Source organism: Vibrio sp. Vb1729 (genome assembly GCF_033338655.1).
Taxonomy (GTDB): Bacteria; Pseudomonadota; Gammaproteobacteria; order Enterobacterales; family Vibrionaceae; genus Vibrio; species Vibrio alginolyticus.
Window position 1 is genome coordinate 168,973 of record NZ_JAWOTB010000048.1, and the last position, 16,503, is coordinate 185,475.

The 16,503-nt window shown below is 46.0% G+C and carries 17 protein-coding genes; 7 read left to right on the plus strand and 10 right to left on the minus strand.

Translation table 11 applies throughout. The annotated features are described in order from the left end of the window. Positions 1 to 266: 266 nt before the first annotated feature. The 6 genes from R7E29_RS20090 to ppiC all read right to left on the minus strand — a co-directional run bounded on the left by R7E29_RS20090 (position 267) and on the right by ppiC (position 7,322). Positions 267 to 1,979, minus strand: a complete 1,713-nt coding sequence (locus tag R7E29_RS20090) for an ABC transporter permease subunit (protein ID WP_196363368.1) — start codon at positions 1,977 to 1,979, stop codon at positions 267 to 269. Between the two features lie 46 nt (positions 1,980 to 2,025). After that, positions 2,026 to 3,540 carry an ABC transporter substrate-binding protein gene (locus tag R7E29_RS20095; RefSeq protein WP_053303812.1) on the minus strand — a complete coding sequence of 505 codons (1,515 nt, stop codon included), beginning with the start codon at positions 3,538 to 3,540 and terminating at the stop codon, positions 2,026 to 2,028. Then, the gene (locus R7E29_RS20100; protein WP_054577077.1) at positions 3,530 to 4,378 is read right to left on the minus strand and encodes an ABC transporter ATP-binding protein; all 849 of its coding nucleotides are present in this window, start codon (positions 4,376 to 4,378) and stop codon (positions 3,530 to 3,532) included. The genes R7E29_RS20095 and R7E29_RS20100 overlap by 11 nt, the downstream gene beginning before the upstream one ends. A gap of 20 nt (positions 4,379 to 4,398) precedes the next feature. Continuing rightward, positions 4,399 to 5,160, minus strand: a complete 762-nt coding sequence (locus R7E29_RS20105; protein WP_081008274.1) for an ATP-binding cassette domain-containing protein — start codon at positions 5,158 to 5,160, stop codon at positions 4,399 to 4,401. Between the two features lie 172 nt (positions 5,161 to 5,332). Further along, positions 5,333 to 6,637: an MATE family efflux transporter gene (locus R7E29_RS20110; protein ID WP_054577076.1), complete on the minus strand. Its 1,305-nt coding sequence runs from the start codon at positions 6,635 to 6,637 to the stop codon at positions 5,333 to 5,335. 343 nt (positions 6,638 to 6,980) lie between these two features. Further along, complete coding sequence (gene ppiC, locus R7E29_RS20115) at positions 6,981 to 7,322, minus strand: peptidylprolyl isomerase PpiC (RefSeq protein WP_081008359.1); 342 nt, start codon at positions 7,320 to 7,322, stop codon at positions 6,981 to 6,983. Between the two features lie 215 nt (positions 7,323 to 7,537). Here ppiC and R7E29_RS20120 point away from each other — a divergent pair, with 215 nt between their 5' ends. Then, complete coding sequence (locus R7E29_RS20120; RefSeq protein ID WP_033906782.1) at positions 7,538 to 8,452, plus strand: chemotaxis protein; 915 nt, start codon at positions 7,538 to 7,540, stop codon at positions 8,450 to 8,452. Positions 8,453 to 8,532: 80 nt separating this feature from the next. Here R7E29_RS20120 and R7E29_RS20125 read toward each other — a convergent pair whose 3' ends face one another. From R7E29_RS20125 to hutW, 4 genes are all read right to left on the minus strand, one after another. Continuing rightward, on the minus strand, positions 8,533 to 9,069 hold the full coding sequence (locus tag R7E29_RS20125) for an ATP:cob(I)alamin adenosyltransferase (RefSeq protein ID WP_033906781.1): 537 nt from the start codon (positions 9,067 to 9,069) through the stop codon (positions 8,533 to 8,535). Between the two features lie 97 nt (positions 9,070 to 9,166). Then, positions 9,167 to 9,697: a heme utilization protein HutZ gene (gene hutZ / locus R7E29_RS20130; protein WP_017635270.1), complete on the minus strand. Its 531-nt coding sequence runs from the start codon at positions 9,695 to 9,697 to the stop codon at positions 9,167 to 9,169. A 56-nt stretch (positions 9,698 to 9,753) separates the two neighbouring features. Next, positions 9,754 to 10,257: a heme utilization cystosolic carrier protein HutX gene (gene hutX / locus R7E29_RS20135; RefSeq protein ID WP_005375329.1), complete on the minus strand. Its 504-nt coding sequence runs from the start codon at positions 10,255 to 10,257 to the stop codon at positions 9,754 to 9,756. Positions 10,258 to 10,289: 32 nt separating this feature from the next. Continuing rightward, a complete protein-coding gene (gene hutW / locus R7E29_RS20140) occupies positions 10,290 to 11,660 on the minus strand; it encodes a heme anaerobic degradation radical SAM methyltransferase ChuW/HutW (protein ID WP_054577074.1) in 1,371 nt (456 codons plus the stop codon). Between the two features lie 160 nt (positions 11,661 to 11,820). Between hutW and R7E29_RS20145 the strand changes: the two genes are divergently transcribed. Genes R7E29_RS20145 through R7E29_RS20170 form a run of 6 tightly spaced genes read left to right on the plus strand, consistent with a single transcriptional unit; the run spans position 11,821 to position 16,399 of the window. Next, positions 11,821 to 12,564 carry an energy transducer TonB gene (locus tag R7E29_RS20145; protein WP_021707650.1) on the plus strand — a complete coding sequence of 248 codons (744 nt, stop codon included), beginning with the start codon at positions 11,821 to 11,823 and terminating at the stop codon, positions 12,562 to 12,564. Next, positions 12,564 to 13,262 carry a MotA/TolQ/ExbB proton channel family protein gene (locus tag R7E29_RS20150; RefSeq protein ID WP_005385044.1) on the plus strand — a complete coding sequence of 233 codons (699 nt, stop codon included), beginning with the start codon at positions 12,564 to 12,566 and terminating at the stop codon, positions 13,260 to 13,262. Before R7E29_RS20145 ends, R7E29_RS20150 begins: the two co-directional genes overlap by 1 nt. Then, positions 13,259 to 13,672, plus strand: a complete 414-nt coding sequence (locus tag R7E29_RS20155; protein WP_005375322.1) for an ExbD/TolR family protein — start codon at positions 13,259 to 13,261, stop codon at positions 13,670 to 13,672. Before R7E29_RS20150 ends, R7E29_RS20155 begins: the two co-directional genes overlap by 4 nt. A 28-nt stretch (positions 13,673 to 13,700) precedes the next feature. Beyond that, complete coding sequence (locus tag R7E29_RS20160; RefSeq protein WP_213906720.1) at positions 13,701 to 14,570, plus strand: hemin ABC transporter substrate-binding protein; 870 nt, start codon at positions 13,701 to 13,703, stop codon at positions 14,568 to 14,570. Positions 14,571 to 14,579: 9 nt separating this feature from the next. Continuing rightward, positions 14,580 to 15,617: a FecCD family ABC transporter permease gene (locus tag R7E29_RS20165; protein ID WP_005375318.1), complete on the plus strand. Its 1,038-nt coding sequence runs from the start codon at positions 14,580 to 14,582 to the stop codon at positions 15,615 to 15,617. Further along, complete coding sequence (locus R7E29_RS20170) at positions 15,617 to 16,399, plus strand: heme ABC transporter ATP-binding protein (RefSeq protein ID WP_005385036.1); 783 nt, start codon at positions 15,617 to 15,619, stop codon at positions 16,397 to 16,399. Before R7E29_RS20165 ends, R7E29_RS20170 begins: the two co-directional genes overlap by 1 nt. Positions 16,400 to 16,503 lie beyond the last annotated feature (104 nt).

The following is a 16,503-nucleotide window of genomic DNA, read 5'->3' on the forward strand; positions in this document are numbered from 1 at the left end:
TACTTGCTGAGTCTTTTTTCATTTTTAGGGGATATCACTCCTTTGGTTAACGAAGTGTCCTTGGTAAGTATAACTTTTCTTTAACTAGCAACAGCTTAGCGATAGAAAAGCCAACTGTATAGGTAATAAGTGGGGATTGAGCGCTTCCAATATACATAGACCGTGCTGTGTACTTTCTGGCAGAAAACACATCCTTTTGTTTTCTAAATTACCAAATTACTGATTACATCTGGATATGGAAGCTCACTTCGCTTTATCGCTGCTCGTCACTTGTCATCAAAAATCAAATTCACCGCAATTGCCATCAAAACTAAACCTGAGATTGGCAGCAAGACACCCAATGGTGAGCGCTCGATGTAAGGCAAGTTTTCCGCAATCAATAAACCCCACTCAGGTTCTGGCGGCTTAACGCCAAGTCCGATAAAACTCAGAGAAGTCAGGCTGAGCGTAATGTACGGCAAACGTAGAAACGCATGACGAATCAATGGCGGCAGCACATAAGGCAACAAGTAGTAACGGAGTACTCGCCACTGACTGGTTCCCCAAATGGGCGCAAGATGCGTGTAAGGCTGCGCTTTGGCTTCCATCAACAAACTTGCACAGTGCGCTGCTAATGGTGCCCATGACACCATAACAATCGCAATCAAGGCACTGTTTGGGTTCATCCCCGTTAGACCAGCAATCAGCAGACCCGCCACAATGTATGGCACACCTTTGGTAATCTCAATTAAGCCTTGGCTATAACGAGTCACAAAGCCGAGCAGCAAACCAATCACCAAACTAAGGAAGGTTGCGATGATGCCCATTTTGATTGTCGACATCATACCGCCGCCAACACGAGCAAGCAGATCTCGACCAACCGCATCGGCACCAAACGGTGCTGCTAAGCTAGGCGATTCAAGGCGAGTAAATTGGATAGTGTAAGGATCGCGCATTAACGCCCATCCCGCACAACCAATCAGCAAGGCAAAGATTGTTGCACTGACGATACGTTTGGTGGTGCTTTGGGTAAAACGGAACGTGCTGTGACTGCTGATCAACTTGCCACTCGTGACACTGTGCCCGAGTAACCAGCGTTGCAATAAGATGCTCGCACTGCTGATCAACATCGAGAACACCAGCAACACCAACAAGCCACCTTGCAGCATCGGTAGATCTTGTGACTTCGCTGCGCCTAAGATTAGTCGTCCGATGCCCGGAATGGAAAACACTTGTTCCACAGCAACCGCGCCGCCGGTTAAACCAATCACCGTCATTGCGATTTGAGGAATCAAGTTACTAACGGCACGCCACAAGGCAAAGCGTAAGATTTGAAACTTACTGACGTTTGCCGATAGCCAAGTGATCACCCAAGGCTCATCTAATACTCGCTTGAGGCTGTCATTGAGCAAGCGCCCGAACAAGCCAGCAGCAGGCAATGCCATTGCCAAACTTGGTAGCCAGAGGTTTTGCACGCCTTGCCAACCATAAGGCGGGAACCAGCCCAACCAAATGGAAAACACCATGATCAGCAACGAAGCAATCACGTATTCTGGCAATGAGACCAACACCGAACTGAGCGTGTCATGATGCTTGTCTAAACGATTCTGTTGCCAACGACGCACGGTGTAAAGCACGCTCGCCATGCACATTACAAATGCCATACCTAACGCTGTAAGCATCAGTAATAGTGACGTTTTTGCGGTTTGTTGAACGCTCTCCATGACGGACGCCCCGCTCACCCAAGAGACACCTAGGTCACCTTGCATGGCAAGCGTCAACCAATCCCACAGTCGCTCAGCAGCGCTGCGGTCAAGTTGAAGATCTTCTCGAATTGCTTGCAGAGCTTCTGCCGTCAGCAATTGTTGAGCCCCCGCACGGGCACGGAGGATTGATTGGCTTGGATCGATACCGGCAATATCCGGCATCAAACCCACCAGTACAACCACTACCCCGAGTGACAGGAAGCGCGACAAAAAACGCGCAAACCATTCGGGCATACAAGCGCCCCAACGAAAGCGCATGTTGGCAACAGACGACATCGAGTTAGTTCACCTCAGTAAACTGGTCGATCAGGCGACGCTCACGTGGGTCACGTTGTGCATTCTTCACGCGGTCACTCTCACCTTGGATTACACGCTCGTGAAGCAGTGGAATCACAGCGTATTGCTCAAGGATTTTGCTTTCTGCTTCGATTATCGCTTGTTGGCGTTTCTCACCCAATGGCTGACGATCAGCGTGTTTCAATGCTGCGTCCACTTCTTCAGAGCAGAACTGACCTAGGTTGTAAGAACCTTTACAACTAAAGTCACTTTGCATGTACGCTACTGGGTCACCAGAATCCAGCACTGTTGCACGTGACAACAAGAACGCATCGAACTTACCTGCTAGTGCATCGTTTTCGATTTGTGCGTATTCACGAACATCTAGCTCAACCACAAAGCCAGCCGCTTCAAGTTGTTGCTTTAGCAGCACCGCTACTTCTGGCAACTCAGCACGGTCGGTAAATGTACCGATGGTGATCTTCTCACCGTTCGCGTGGCGCATTTCCATGGTTTCCATACGAGGGTTCGCATCACGAATTGGCTGAGCCCATGCCAATGCAGGACCTAACAAACCTTTTGCTGAATCGGCGTGGTTCTCGTAAACCGTTTTGATGATTTGCTCACGGTTAACCGCTTGAGCCGCTGCTTTACGCAAACCGAACTGGCTAAACACATCTGATTTGTTGTTTAGGTAAAGCGTGTTGGTACGCGGCATGGCGACTTCGTGCAGCTGTGAAGATTCCATCATCGCGATTTGCGATACAGGAACCGCTTCAACTACATCCGCCTCACCGGTACGCAGCGCTGCAGCACGAGCAAAACCGTTTGGTACGTATTCAGCAAAGATACTGTCTACTTTTGCTTTTTCACCCCAGTAACCGTCAAAACGCTTCAGTTTTGCGCTGGTTGTCCCGTTGATTTCTGTCAGAACGAATGGACCCGTACCCGCATTGATTGGCACAACACGACCGTTTTCTTGATATGCAGCACCAGAAAGGATCGCTAGCTGTGGGCTAGAAAGACGGCTTGGCAACAGTGGATCGTTAAAGGTCGTTTTGATTTCAACAGTGAAGTCGTCCAATGCGCGAACTTGCCATTCGATACCATCCAAAATGCGTGGCTTAGGAGCGGCATCTAATGCTTTTTGTAGAGAGTTCACAACCGCATTGGCATCAAGGTCAGAACCATCGTGGAATTTCACGCCCTTACGTACCGTAAATTGCCACGTCATCGGGTCAATTTGTTCCCACTCTGTTGCCAGCATAGGCTCTGCTACCGACTGATCGTTTAGGTTCACCAGCGTTTCTGCCGTGCTCCAACGTGACAGTTTGAACGCGTCATCTGAAAGTGGTGACAAACCTGTGCGTGGTGGTTGCATCATGGCAACGCGAATTTCCGTTGCTTGCGGTGCAGCTGCTTTTTCCGCTTCTGGCTTGCTTTCGCCAGAGTCAAAACAACCCGTCAGCAGTGCGCTTAAAGCCAGCGACAAAGCTAACTTGGGAGTACTAAGGTGCATAAGAAACCTCTCCAATGGTTTTTGTGAATTCATTACTTTTGTGTTGAGCGCTCATCAAGGCTCTCGTGATCAAGTGCGATGGGTTATTTGTCACGTTCTGTGCTGTGCCGTGCTCGACAACGCGTCCTTTGTCTAACACTAGGATTTCATCGCATAGGGTTTGTGCCGCATCGAGGTCATGCGTCACCAAAATCAGGCGCATCTGACGACTCTTTTGAATGCCTGCCAACAGGTCAAGAACCTGTTTACGACTGACGGGGTCTAGGCTGCTGGTTGGCTCATCGGCAACCAACACACAAGGCTCGACAATCAAAGCTCTAGCGATAGCCACACGTTGGGCTTGCCCAACTGATAATTGCTGCGGGTTACGATCTAACAATGTGAGATCTAAACCGACATCCGCCAAAACCTTTTCCACCTTCTCGTTAAGCTCTTGCGTTAAACCAATATTGCTTAGCGGCTCCAGTAAGATCTGGCGAACGGTGTAGTACGGATTCAAGCTCGATTGCGGCTCTTGTGGGATCAGCTGAATGTGCTGACACAACTCTTGTCGCTGCTTAGCCGAGCTACGCGATAACGGATAACCACACACATACACTTCACCAGATGTGGGTTTACGAAGACCAAACAGAAGCTCAATCAAAGTCGATTTACCCGCACCAGAAGGACCAACAATCGCAATGTTCTTTGTGTCGATGGCAAGATCCAATTGTTCGAGCGCTTTGAACGGTTTGCCCCCTAACCAACTTGGTTTGGAGTAATAGTGAACACTGGCTTGCTCAAAGCGAACTTCCGCCGATTTAGGCTGTGTGTGCCCGCTCAAGTTGTGCTTAGTCAAAATAGGCTCCAGAGATGAGGTTAAGGCAGCAGTTGCGCAAGTTGTTGGCAGAAAGGATGCGAACTTTGCTGAATGGCTTGCCACGGTGCGCCATAAGCCACCATGGTGTTGTCCGCAATCACCAAGACTTTGTCACACGCCAAAGCCGCAGACAGATCGTGCGTGATCAACAAACCACTGATGCTGCGTTGCTGAACACTGCAGCGGAACAACTCAAGGATCTCCGCTTCGGTGATTGGATCGAGCGCACTGGTGGGCTCATCAGCGATGATCAAGTTGGCACTACCAAGCAATGCAATGGCAATACAAATACGCTGACGTTGACCACCAGATAGCTGACTTGGATGCTGCGCTAATGCTGCTTTTGGATCCGCAAATCCGAGTTGAGACAACAAGGTCGTCACCGTTTCTCGGTTTGCTGAAGACAAGCGTGTTTTGTTGCCCGTCAATGCCAAACACAGTTGTTGTTCGACAGACGCCAATGGATTCAGCGCTTTAAGTGCATCTTGGAAAATGACCGCGGGACGCTGTGATTGACTCCGTTGCAGCATGGCAGTTTGTGCGACTTCACTGCTGTTAAGCTGGATACTTCCGTCTACCCAAATATCTGACGGCAAAAAACCTGCGACGGCTTTCGACAACATGGATTTACCAATGCCGGAAGGTCCCATAATGGCAAGAGCTTCACCTTGAAACAGCTCAAAAGAAATGTCTTTGAAGAGTGTGCGTTCTGAGTCTGTAAGGCTGAGATTATTAACGGAGAGTACTGGTTGAGAAATCACGGCATCAAACTAAATGTAATAATATAACATCACAAATAATATCATGCGGGTTAAAGCAAGGAAACCAGTCGGAGGGGTTATTTCATCACCTTTTTCAGATTTATCAACAAGGGCAGATGGCTCCACCCTTGTTATAAGAACATCTAAATTAGGTCGTTTGTGACAGTGTGAATTACTGACACTTTTGTTTGACTTGTTCGAGGTATGGGAACAAGAAGACAAAGCGCCCAACGTAGAACAGAGTGAATGCCAGCCATAAACCGTGGTTGCCCCAATATTGCACCGCAATAAATTGAGTCACTAAGAACAACACCATGGTTAGAAAGGTAGAGTTACGCACTGGTCGCGTCGTCCCTGTACCGGTAAAGATGCCGTAAAACGTAAGACCAAAACCAGCAACCAACGGGAATGCCAATAACCAAGGGCTCATGTCTAGATACAGTTCAACAAGGTTTGGCAAGGTGGTAAACAACATCACCACTTGGTGTTTGAACAGCACTAACAGCAAGGTCAAGACAACAACAAACGCCGCGGTCCATTGCGTGTTTAGCTTAATCACGTTATCAAGCAATGTCGGATTCTTCTGCCCTACCGCTTTACCGGCAAAGACGCTCGACGCATTCGCCACACCGTCGAACATGTAGCTGACGATAAAGGTCACTTGCATCAAGATTGCGTTCGCAGCAAGCACATCAGAACCAAGCTGAGAGCCTACACGCGCCATCATGTTGAAGAACACCAATAGACACACAGTACGAAGCAGCAGATCCATATTGGAAGACGCAATGACTTTGAGATCTTTACGCGTCATTTTTGCGGTCTGAATGTGATCAAACAGCGGGAAGCGACAGGTTTTCAACACCAGCACCGCACCAATAACAAACGTCGAGATTTGCGCGATAAGTGTCGCCACCGCAACACCAGCAATGCCCATATCAAAGTACAACACAAAGACGATATCCAGCACGATGTTCAGAACGTTACCAAACACTTGCGTGAACAAGGTTGCTTTAGCTTTCGCTTGCCCCATCAACCAACCAATAACGGTGTAGTTCAGCAGTACAAACGGCGCACCAAAGATCATGATATCGAAGTAAGTCTTAGCGTTTTCTGCCACGACTGCATCAGGGGAGATAATCAGCTCTGCCCCCATCCAAATCACGGACTGCAACGCAATGAAAATCAAGCCAAGGCAAAGCGAAAGCACGAAAGGACGGAATAAGCTGCTCGCTTGATCTTCCGGGCTATTTTTACCTAATGCGATTGCACTTTGCCCAGTAGTACTGACGCGGAAAAAGCCAAACAGCCAATACAAGGTATTCATGATGACGGTGCCTATCGCTACACCACCAATCATCTCAGCCACACCGAGTTTACCGATCACCGCGGTGTCCACCGCCCCCAATAATGGTTGGGTAACAATAGAAACGATGAAAGGAAATGCGATTTTAAAATAGTCTTTATGAGTCAGGGACATCTTAAATTATGAACAGGATTAATTTTTATAAGGTCGCTATCATATGCGAATGGCGCCCGAACATGAACCAAAGTTCGCCAGCAAGGAATAGCATTGATAATTGATACAACCAGCAAACGTATTCTCATACCAAAGCTTGAAATAGGATAACGACTTATGAGAAAAGCCAAGTTAACTGCATATAAATGAGTTTCTAGTTTGGAAAGATTAGCGTTTGGTTGAGCATGGCAGATCAGAATGTATCTGCCATGTCATGACGGTAGTGATTGGTGAAAAGAGACCGTACAGATGATATTCAATGCTTGTGGGTTTCATCTGACAATGTTTAGGTAGATACCAAGCCTTATGTTCTGTAAAGCACCTTTACAACATGCCAACCGAACTTGGTTTTAACTAAATGCGGCGTTAACACTTCGCCAGAAAAGCACACTTTGTCGAATTGAGGTACCATTTGACCACGGCGGAATTCACCAAGGTCACCACCGCGTTTGCCTGACGGGCAAGTTGAATACTTCTTCGCTAATGTCTGAAACTTTGCGCCTTTTTTCAGTTGCTTGATTATGTCTTCCGCTTGCTCTTTTTGCTTCACAAGAATATGTAATGCGGCTGCTGTATTTGCCATTGATCTATCTCTCACTATTCTGGTCGCGCAAGTGTACCCAATCCTTTTTAACAGACCAAACATTTCTTAATAATAGCTCAGCGGTAAAGGCCCCAATACACGAGGAATATAAAATCGTCTACATAATGAGTTTAAAATACAAACAAGTTTTGCTCAGTTAATCACTATGTCTCTAAAAGATTGTCTAAAAAGCTCACATTTGTCTCTCCGATGGTTGAAGCCTTCGTCTGATAAGATTAGATTAGACACAATTCGGTGGTGTTTATAAGGTTATTTTCATGGCAAAAGTCATTAGCAAAGCGAATCAATCTCAGGGCATGTTGATGTTTAAGCTCACCCTGCAACAGAGTTTCGCTATCGGTACGCTAAAAGTCCGTGAAATCGTCCCGTACATGCCAACGACAAAGATCCCTTACTCGCATCATCACGTCATTGGAACCGTTACGATACGTAACTTAACAGTACCAGTGATCGATATGTCAGCGGCTGTTGGCTTTCGTCCTATAAGTGAAGAAGAATATAAAAGCTGCTACTTGATCGTGACAGATTGCTTGCGAACCGTGGTAGCTTTTATGGTTCGTAGTATAGAGAAGATCATTGAGTGCGATTGGAAAGCTATTGAAACGCCACCTCCGAGCGCTGGAAAAAATATTTTCGTGACTGGAATTACTCGCTACGAGGACAAAACTGTTCAAATGCTGGATGTGGAGCTGCTACTTTCCAAAATTTATCCGCAGTACGAGAATTCAAAGATCCCAATGCTGACAGATATTGAGCGAGAACGCCTAAAAGCACTCAGTATTCTATTGGTGGATGACTCTTCCATCGCTCGTAAACAGCTGTGTGACGCACTCGATAGCATCAATATTGGGTATCAAATCTGTAAAAATGGTTTAGATGCATTGGAACTGATGAAAAGTGACGCTGCGGCTCATCGCCCAATTGATATTCTGGTCAGCGATATTGAAATGCCCGGATTAGACGGTTATGAATTAGCATTTGAAGTTCAGAATAATTCCTCTCTGAACCATTCATACCGCATTTTACATACATCGTTATCGAGCGAAATCTGTGTAGACAGAGCTCACCAAGTTGGCGCGCATGAGGCACTTGAGAAATTCAATGCAGGAGAACTAATCGAAGCGATGCTTCGCGGAGCAAAAGAGCTAGAAGCCAAAGCTATGACTTCTTAACTCTTATTGGACGAGTTGATTTGAGAATATAATGCAGTGCTTGTCCTATCCCTGATGCTCACATCCGCTAATTTCTCAGCTCACTTCTTTGGCATCGCGTAACTACGAGAAACGAATTCCGTCTCTTTGACTTGATGAGTATGATTAATATAAGAAGCTAGGCTGTAAAGTACATTCGCTAATAAGTTCGCGTAACGAAACAAAATAGGTGCGGGCTGCTTCTTACCTGTATGTTCAACGGCAACTAATGCTCGTACCGTTTTTTTAGCTTGGCAACGGCACAAATGCAATTGACTGGCTGCCGGATGTCCTCCGGGTAGAACAAAGCCTTTGAAGCCACCATCAATGCGTTGCTTGAGCAAAGCATAATCGGCCTTTAACTCTTCAACTTCCGTCTCTGTAATCGCTAATTTTCCGCGAACCGAACCATTTAGATGATAAACATTAGGCTGCATTCTTGTCAGTATATCGCGGCTAAACTCGTCCAACTCCATAGCGAGAACAAGGCCAATACGACTACAAAGTTCATCTGCTGTAATTTCAAAGTCACAAACCGGACTGTCCTCGTAAATAAACGGATAGCAAATCTCGCTCAATTCCTTGCTTACAGGTTTCATGCTTTTGTTCCAATATAAAAAAGGGAGTCAGTATAACCTAACTCCCTTTAAACGTTCATTATGCCAAATGATCGATATTCATATGATCGGTTTACAATCAGGCACTTTCGACTTTCTTGTGACCTTCTTGAAGGTGAACAAAATCTACTAAATCATCACCAGACACTTGATACGCCTGACCAAAACCTTTAACAAATAGCCCCGATTCTGGCTTTAAGTTGAACAAAACGAAATCCTCTAGCTGGCTTAGACCATCAATAATCTCACCAAAACGCTCTTTCATTTGTTCAACAACTTGTTGCCACATCTCTGTGTCTCGCTCAACTACATTTGCTACCGCATCAAAAGTTAAGCGCTTACGAGCAAACAGCTGCTTTGAAGACTCTTCATCTTCGATCATCATCAATGAAACATTTGGATTTTCTAAAAGGTTACGGGCATGACGAGCGATTTTAGAAATGAGAACGAAATAACCTTCCTGGTTTTGGACATAAGGCGCGTAGCTTACATTCGGGCGACCTTCTGCATCGACAGTTGCAAGCTGAAGTGTACGACGCTCCTGACGGAACTCTTTGATCTCTGGCCCTAAACGACCTTGCAAACGCTCTTGTTTAACTTGTTGATCCATATTGATACCTGACTTTACTAATTAGTATTCGAGTTAAGCCTCGATTATGTTTGTGATTACTTTTTTAATTCGGCTTGTAGGGCGCGAAATGCGGTGACTTGCTCTTCAATCAACTCGCGCTTTTCGTTACGGCCTAAATAAATCTTGAAAATATTGCTTCCGCACTCTGAGAAAAAACCAAAATAGTGACTCTCTCTACCCATAAACGGTTTACTGACTAATGCGACATTTTTAACGTTATCTAATTTAAGGTGGCCGTGCAGTTCACCTTCTCTACCCATTAAATTGTAATAGCCACGCGCCACTTTTCCTTTTGGAAACGGCGCTTTAACTTCAAAGATAGAACCAAAAGAGTGGACGATGGTCGTCACCGGGCCAAAACCAACCAAACTTTCTAGGATGCTTTGCGCTTGCTCTCCTGGTGCAATAGCCACCATTTCCTGAGGTAGAGCCGCAACAACCTCAAACTCGGAAATGCCAAGACGCTCTGCCATCGCAGCTGGCAATAATTGTGGTTCTTGCTCTAGTAATACTTCAACTTGTTGCTTGATTGATTCCATTGTGTCTTCCGTTTTTGTTCAATTTGTTTTCATTAATTATTGGATGCTTTCGGTACGGTTTCGTTCATCTCTGACGTGAGTACCTGAATACAACTTTGAGCCAATGACACAGCCCAGAAGCTGCCTGCAAGAGTAAGGACTGCGCTACGTTCATGTAGTTGTACTAAGCCTTTCGCTTGCCACACTTTAAATAGAGGCAATAAAAACCCGAACGCGTCCTCTCCCATAAATGATGGAAGTTGATTTGCTTGAACAATGCCACGGTCAAACGCAGATTTGAGTGCAGAAAAAAGTGGTTCTAGAGGGCTTTGCTTCATCATCATCGCGATGGTGCTTTGACCTTCTTTGACCGCTTTAATATAGGTCTCTAGTGTGCGGTGTTGCATCATCCCGTAGCCACCGATATTACCTCCAGCACCACAGCCAATTGGCAATACCTCTGCATAAGTCTTGGCTAAACTATTGTATAAACTACGCTCGCGGTTATCGATTGCCCAATGGTTCACACTCAGTTGCTTCATATGGTGTTTGGCCATAAAGTTCACACCGAGCTCATACATTCCCGCTTTTTCTGGTGTGGTCGCAGGTGGCGGGATTTTTCCCTTTTCTACGAGGTTGAGCATGGGAGCTGACCCGCCAACCACTAACTGATACAAATCCAGTCCGTGTGCGCCAGTCGAGAGGAAATCATTTAAATCTTGCTCTAACACTTCTTTGGTTTGATAAGGTAAGCCATAGAGTAAATCGATAATGACCGGAATTTTGTCTTCTTTGGCGATCTCGCTCACTCGTTTGAGGACATCTTCCCTATCATCTAAACGTTTTGCGCTGCGGCGCACTTGTGTATTAAAACTTTGCACACCAAAAGAGAAACGATTAAACCCACCCTCTAAAGCGCCTTGATACAACTCATCAGAAAAACGATTGATGCGACCTTCTAAGGTGATTTCGCAGTCTGCAGCCAAAGGAAAGTGGTCTCGGATAGCCTGGCCTAACACACGAACCTGTATTGGAGATAAATCCGTTGGCGTTCCGCCCCCGATATATACGGCGTGAAAAATACCATTTTGTGTCCAAGGTAATGCCGCTTTCTCTCTAAGCTCCTGCATTAATGTTTCAAAGTACTCATCAACCAGTGTGCGACTTGCAGCATTTTGAAAGAAATTACAAAAAGTGCAACGAACGCGACAAAACGGAACATGAATATAAAGACAGCGTTTATTGGTCGCTTTAATTGAGTTAGCCGTAATACTCGAAAAAATCGCCTGTTGTTGAGACGAGGGCACAGGTACGCTCGCTCCCCCGGCATGTGCAGAATGCTTCTTAACAAAAGCAAATCGCAATGGATCAGGACTATCACTGCCCAACACTGATTCATCAAGCTTATCGATATCGACGCTCATATATACTCGCTTAACTCCCATCATGTAAGGGATGGAAGCTGATCTTGAAAATTCTGCAAGAATCATAATTTGAGCGTAATGATAATGCAATTGATAATTGATCTTATTTCCATTGTAAGTAATAATCTGCCCAAGTTTTCATAGTTTCCCGAGATATTCCGTGAACGTACAAAGATATGTCATTGCAGGAGGTGCTTCCCTTGCCATCCATGCCGCACTTCTTTTTGTTTCTCAAGAGACAAAGGTGTTCGCGATGCCGGCTGGAAACCCAGCAAGTTCGGTAAGTCTAAATCTTGTGTCTGCTCCTCCCGCTGTCGAAAAGTCTACACCAGAAAATGTAGCACCACCAAAAGAGCAGCCTCAAGACCAACCTGAACCAGAAAAGAAGATTGTAAAAAAACAGGTCGTCAAGAAAGACGCTGTTAAGAAGAAGGTAGTAGAGAAAAAACCAGAACCGGTTAAACAATCTAAACCTAAAACGGTCGAGCCCACCAAAACCGTAACAAAGCAAAAGGTTCAGCCCGAAGCGAAACCAAAGAAAAAAACGGAACCGGTGAAGAAAGAGACGGTAGCTCAACAATCCGCACCTGCGAGCCAATCCAAAGGGGCAACGTCTCAGCCTGTCTTGGTCGACAAACCAACGTTTGTGAGTCAACCAACACAACCCCGTTACCCAAGGTCTGCACAAAGACGCGGTATTGAAGGTGTAGCCTTGTATGAGATATGGCTAGATGAGAATGGTAACCAGATTAAACAGGTTTTGATTGAGTCTTCCGGCACAGAGTCGCTAGATGCCTCAGCACTTCGTGCGATCAAACAGTGGCAATTTACACCACATATTTCAGGTGGGCTAAAAGTCGCTCACCGAGTACAAGTACCTGTTCGTTTTAAGTTGGATGGATAATGGAACAACTACAAGAATTACAAACTCAATTTGGGCTGATGACATGGCCTTTGATCATTTGCTCAGCTCTAACCGTGATGATCATCGCCGAGCGATTATTCCATGTGTTAATTAGCCTTGGTGTAGGAAAGCGAGCCATTCGCCAAAAGCTCACAGGATTAGACCCAACAAATGGGAGCGAACTTGAAGCACTTGCTGAAGAGTTGTCGAATAAGCGGCCGCTTCTGTACCGTGGTGTTGCGATGTTGCTTGCTCATCATTCGTTTTCGAAATCTTTAAGAGAAGATGCCGCAGGTATTTGGCTGCAAGAAAAACGCCATCAGTTGCATTCCGGCCTTCGTTTGCTGACGCTGATTGGCGTCATCAGCCCTTTAATTGGCTTGCTTGGTACGGTACTTGGCTTAATTGACATGTTTAAAGGCATCGCGGTTTCAACCGGGAATATCACTCCGAATGATTTAGCTGACGGCCTAGGTCTTGCTATGCGCACCACTGCCGCGGGTCTCATTATCGCACTTCCTGCCATTTCAGGAGCGCAGATCATTGGTTTGTGGGCGGATCGTGTAATCGCCAAGCTTGAGCACACTTTAAACTACGTCAACTTATGGCTTGAAGGTATCTCGTTACAGCATGTCTCGCCAGACCACTCAAAAGTAACACTGCGCTCTTCTGAGAAGATTGAGGCTGCAACTCAATGATTAAAACACCACAAGAAAATAGTCGTAACGGTTTAACCCCCGATTTAACACCGCTGTTAGACATTATTTTTATCGTCATGGTTTTCCTGATGTTAACCGCAGCGGTCAAACTCGATTCATTAGACGTCAATTTACCGAGCACAGAATCTCAGGCTGTTGCAGATGTCGATAAGCAATCCATCACGGTAAATATTCTTAAAGACGAGCCTTACTGGGCTATTAACGGCAAGACATATATCGATTGGGACAACTTTACCCTCGCGCTGTTAGAAGAGAGTAAGTCAAGCGATAAACCGATTGTAATTGGAGCAGAAAAAACCGCGAATATTCAGTCGCTAGTACAACTTCTCGGCTTTTTACAAGAAAACGGAATTCAAGCAACTCAGTTACTCACTGAAGAGCCATCATAAAAATAAGTAAGATAGAGATCCTTTCAAAATGAAGAACACACGCATCACTATTCATGCTGTTGTCACGGCAGCTATTTCCCTACTTGCAAGTAGTCAACTTTTTGCCAATGAAACGCCATCCTCAGAGCGCGTTGTTAGCGCAGGCAGCGCCGTCACTGAACTCTTGCTTGAACTCGACGCTAAAGATAGCTTGGTTGCTATCGACGTCACCAGTCAATTACCAAAAGGGATGGAACTGCCTAAAGTGGGCTACCATCGTCGTCTTTCAGCGGAGGGGTTGCTCGCCTTACGTCCGACAAAAGTCTTTGGTTCTGATGAGATGGGGCCGAAAACAACATTGAGCCAATTGAAATCGGCTGGCGTAGATGTAGAAATTGTTAATACTGATGCAAATGTCGAGGGCCTTTATCAACGTATTGATCAAATTGCGAACCTTATGGATCGCAAGGCTCAAGCTGAAAGCTTAAAGCAAGATGTCCAGGCGCAAGTACAAGCACTCAATGCAAACCAACCTGATCAAGCGAAGAAAAAGAAAGTGCTCTTTCTGCTGATCCATGAAGGGCGACCTGCAAATGTTGCGGGCTCACAAACGACACCCGATGCAATTATTCAACTCGCCGGCGGACAAAACCCAGCCGCTACACAACTCTCGTCTTACAAGCCTCTATCCACAGAAGCGATGGTAGAGATGCAGCCTGACGTGATTCTTGTTAGCGGTCGCAGCTATGAAACGTTGGGTGGTGCCGATGCAATTTTAAAAGCAATGCCGCTTCTTGCTGCAACACCCGCTGGAAAGAACAAAGACATCATAACGATTGATGGCCATGCTCTGGTAGGTGGTTTGGGCCTTAAAAGCCTTGCAGAAGCTAAACGCTTGAATGCACTGCTTTACCCATAGAGACATGACATGTTGTTAAGACGCATCCCCCTTTCAACGACGTTATCAGTGCTTAGTGGATTTTTAGCATTTATTGCTATCGCCTCTATTACCGTTGGCCCAATGAACATTAGCTTTGCTGACAGTTTGCGTAGCCTAACGGGAGGCAGTTCTGATCTCGCTCCTCACATTCAGTTGGTCATTAACGAAATCCGATTGCCTCGCACCATTTTGTGTATGTTCATCGGCGCTATTTTGGCAATTTGTGGTGTGGTTATGCAGGGCTTGTTCCGTAACCCATTAGCCGAGCCTGGTATCATTGGTGTGTCTGCTGGCGCTGCTCTTGGTGGTGCATTCGCTATTGTTGTATTTGCTGAATTTAGCCAAAACTATCCGCAACTAATGAACTTAGCGGCTCTGCCTCTTTTTGCTTTCCTTGGCGGTGCACTAACGACTATTCTCGTTTATAAACTCGGCACAAGTAAGTTTGGTACCTCAGTTACAATTATGTTGTTAGCCGGCGTTGCCATCAGCGCGCTCTCGGGTGCTGCGATTGGCTACATGAACTTTATCGCAGATGATCAGATGCTGCGAGATTTGACGCTTTGGTCGATGGGCTCATTAGCTGGTGCAAATTGGTCAGGGATTGCTCTATCTGCTGTAACACTCGTCATCCTATTACTCTGGTTTCAGAAGAAGTCGATGGCGCTGAATGCTCTGTTGTTAGGGGAATCAGAAGCAAGACACTTAGGAGTTCCGGTTCAAAAACTCAAACGTCAGCTTATTTTACTTTCTGCACTGGGTGTTGGTATTACGGTGAGCATCAGTGGTGCAATTGGCTTTATTGGGCTCGTGATTCCACACTTAGGGCGCATGCTCGCTGGGCCTGACCATCGAACGCTATTACCAATATCTGCCTTAATGGGAGCTCTGCTTCTTACTGCCGCAGATATGTTTGCTCGTGTTGCCGTGGCACCAGCTGAATTACCAGTTGGAATCGTGACCGCATTGATTGGCGCGCCCTTTTTCATCTACTTATTGTTCCAGCAAAAAGGGAAGATTTTGTAATGAACCAGATCGTTTTATCGGGGAAAAACATTTCGATGACGTATGGCAACCGTGTGGTGCTCGATGACATCAACATTGATATCCGAGCTGGTGAAGTGACCGCCCTACTCGGCCCCAATGGCGCAGGTAAAAGTACTTTGCTCAAGCTTCTATGCGGTGAGATCTCTTCGAATCATCACATCACCTACTTCGGTAAACAAAAGCATGATTGGGAGCCTGAAAAAAGCGCCAAACATATTGCAATGCTCCCGCAGCACAGCACCTTAACCTTCCCATTTCTAGCCAGAGAAGTAGTAGAGCTGGGGGCAATACCGCTATCACTGTCCAATAAAGAAACCACTAAACTGGCTTTACATTACATGGAACAAACCGACGTATTGCATTTAGCAGAAAGCCTGTACCCGTCTTTATCTGGTGGAGAAAAGCAACGACTGCATCTAGCACGAGTGATGACACAACTACATCAATCTGGCGAAAAACGAATCTTAATGCTTGATGAACCTACCTCAGCGTTGGATCTCGCCCACCAACACAACACGTTAAAGATTGCTCGTGAAACGGCAAAAGCACAAAACGCAGCGGTGGTTGTGGTGTTACATGACTTGAATCTAGCCTCTCAGTACGCAGACCGCCTTGTACTCTTGCATAACGGGAAACTAGTTTGTGATGACACGCCATGGAATGCACTAACGTCAGAGCGCATTGAGCAAGTTTATGGCTATCGATCTATTGTGACAAAACATCCGACGCTAGACTTCCCTCAAGTGCATGCCGCAGCATAAAGCGTATCTCCTCTAAGCCGTCTCTAAAACACTTTGATACGACAAAGGCCCGCAATATGAGAATTGCGGGCCTTTGCTTTGATAGTGGCAGAATTTGGTGCTTT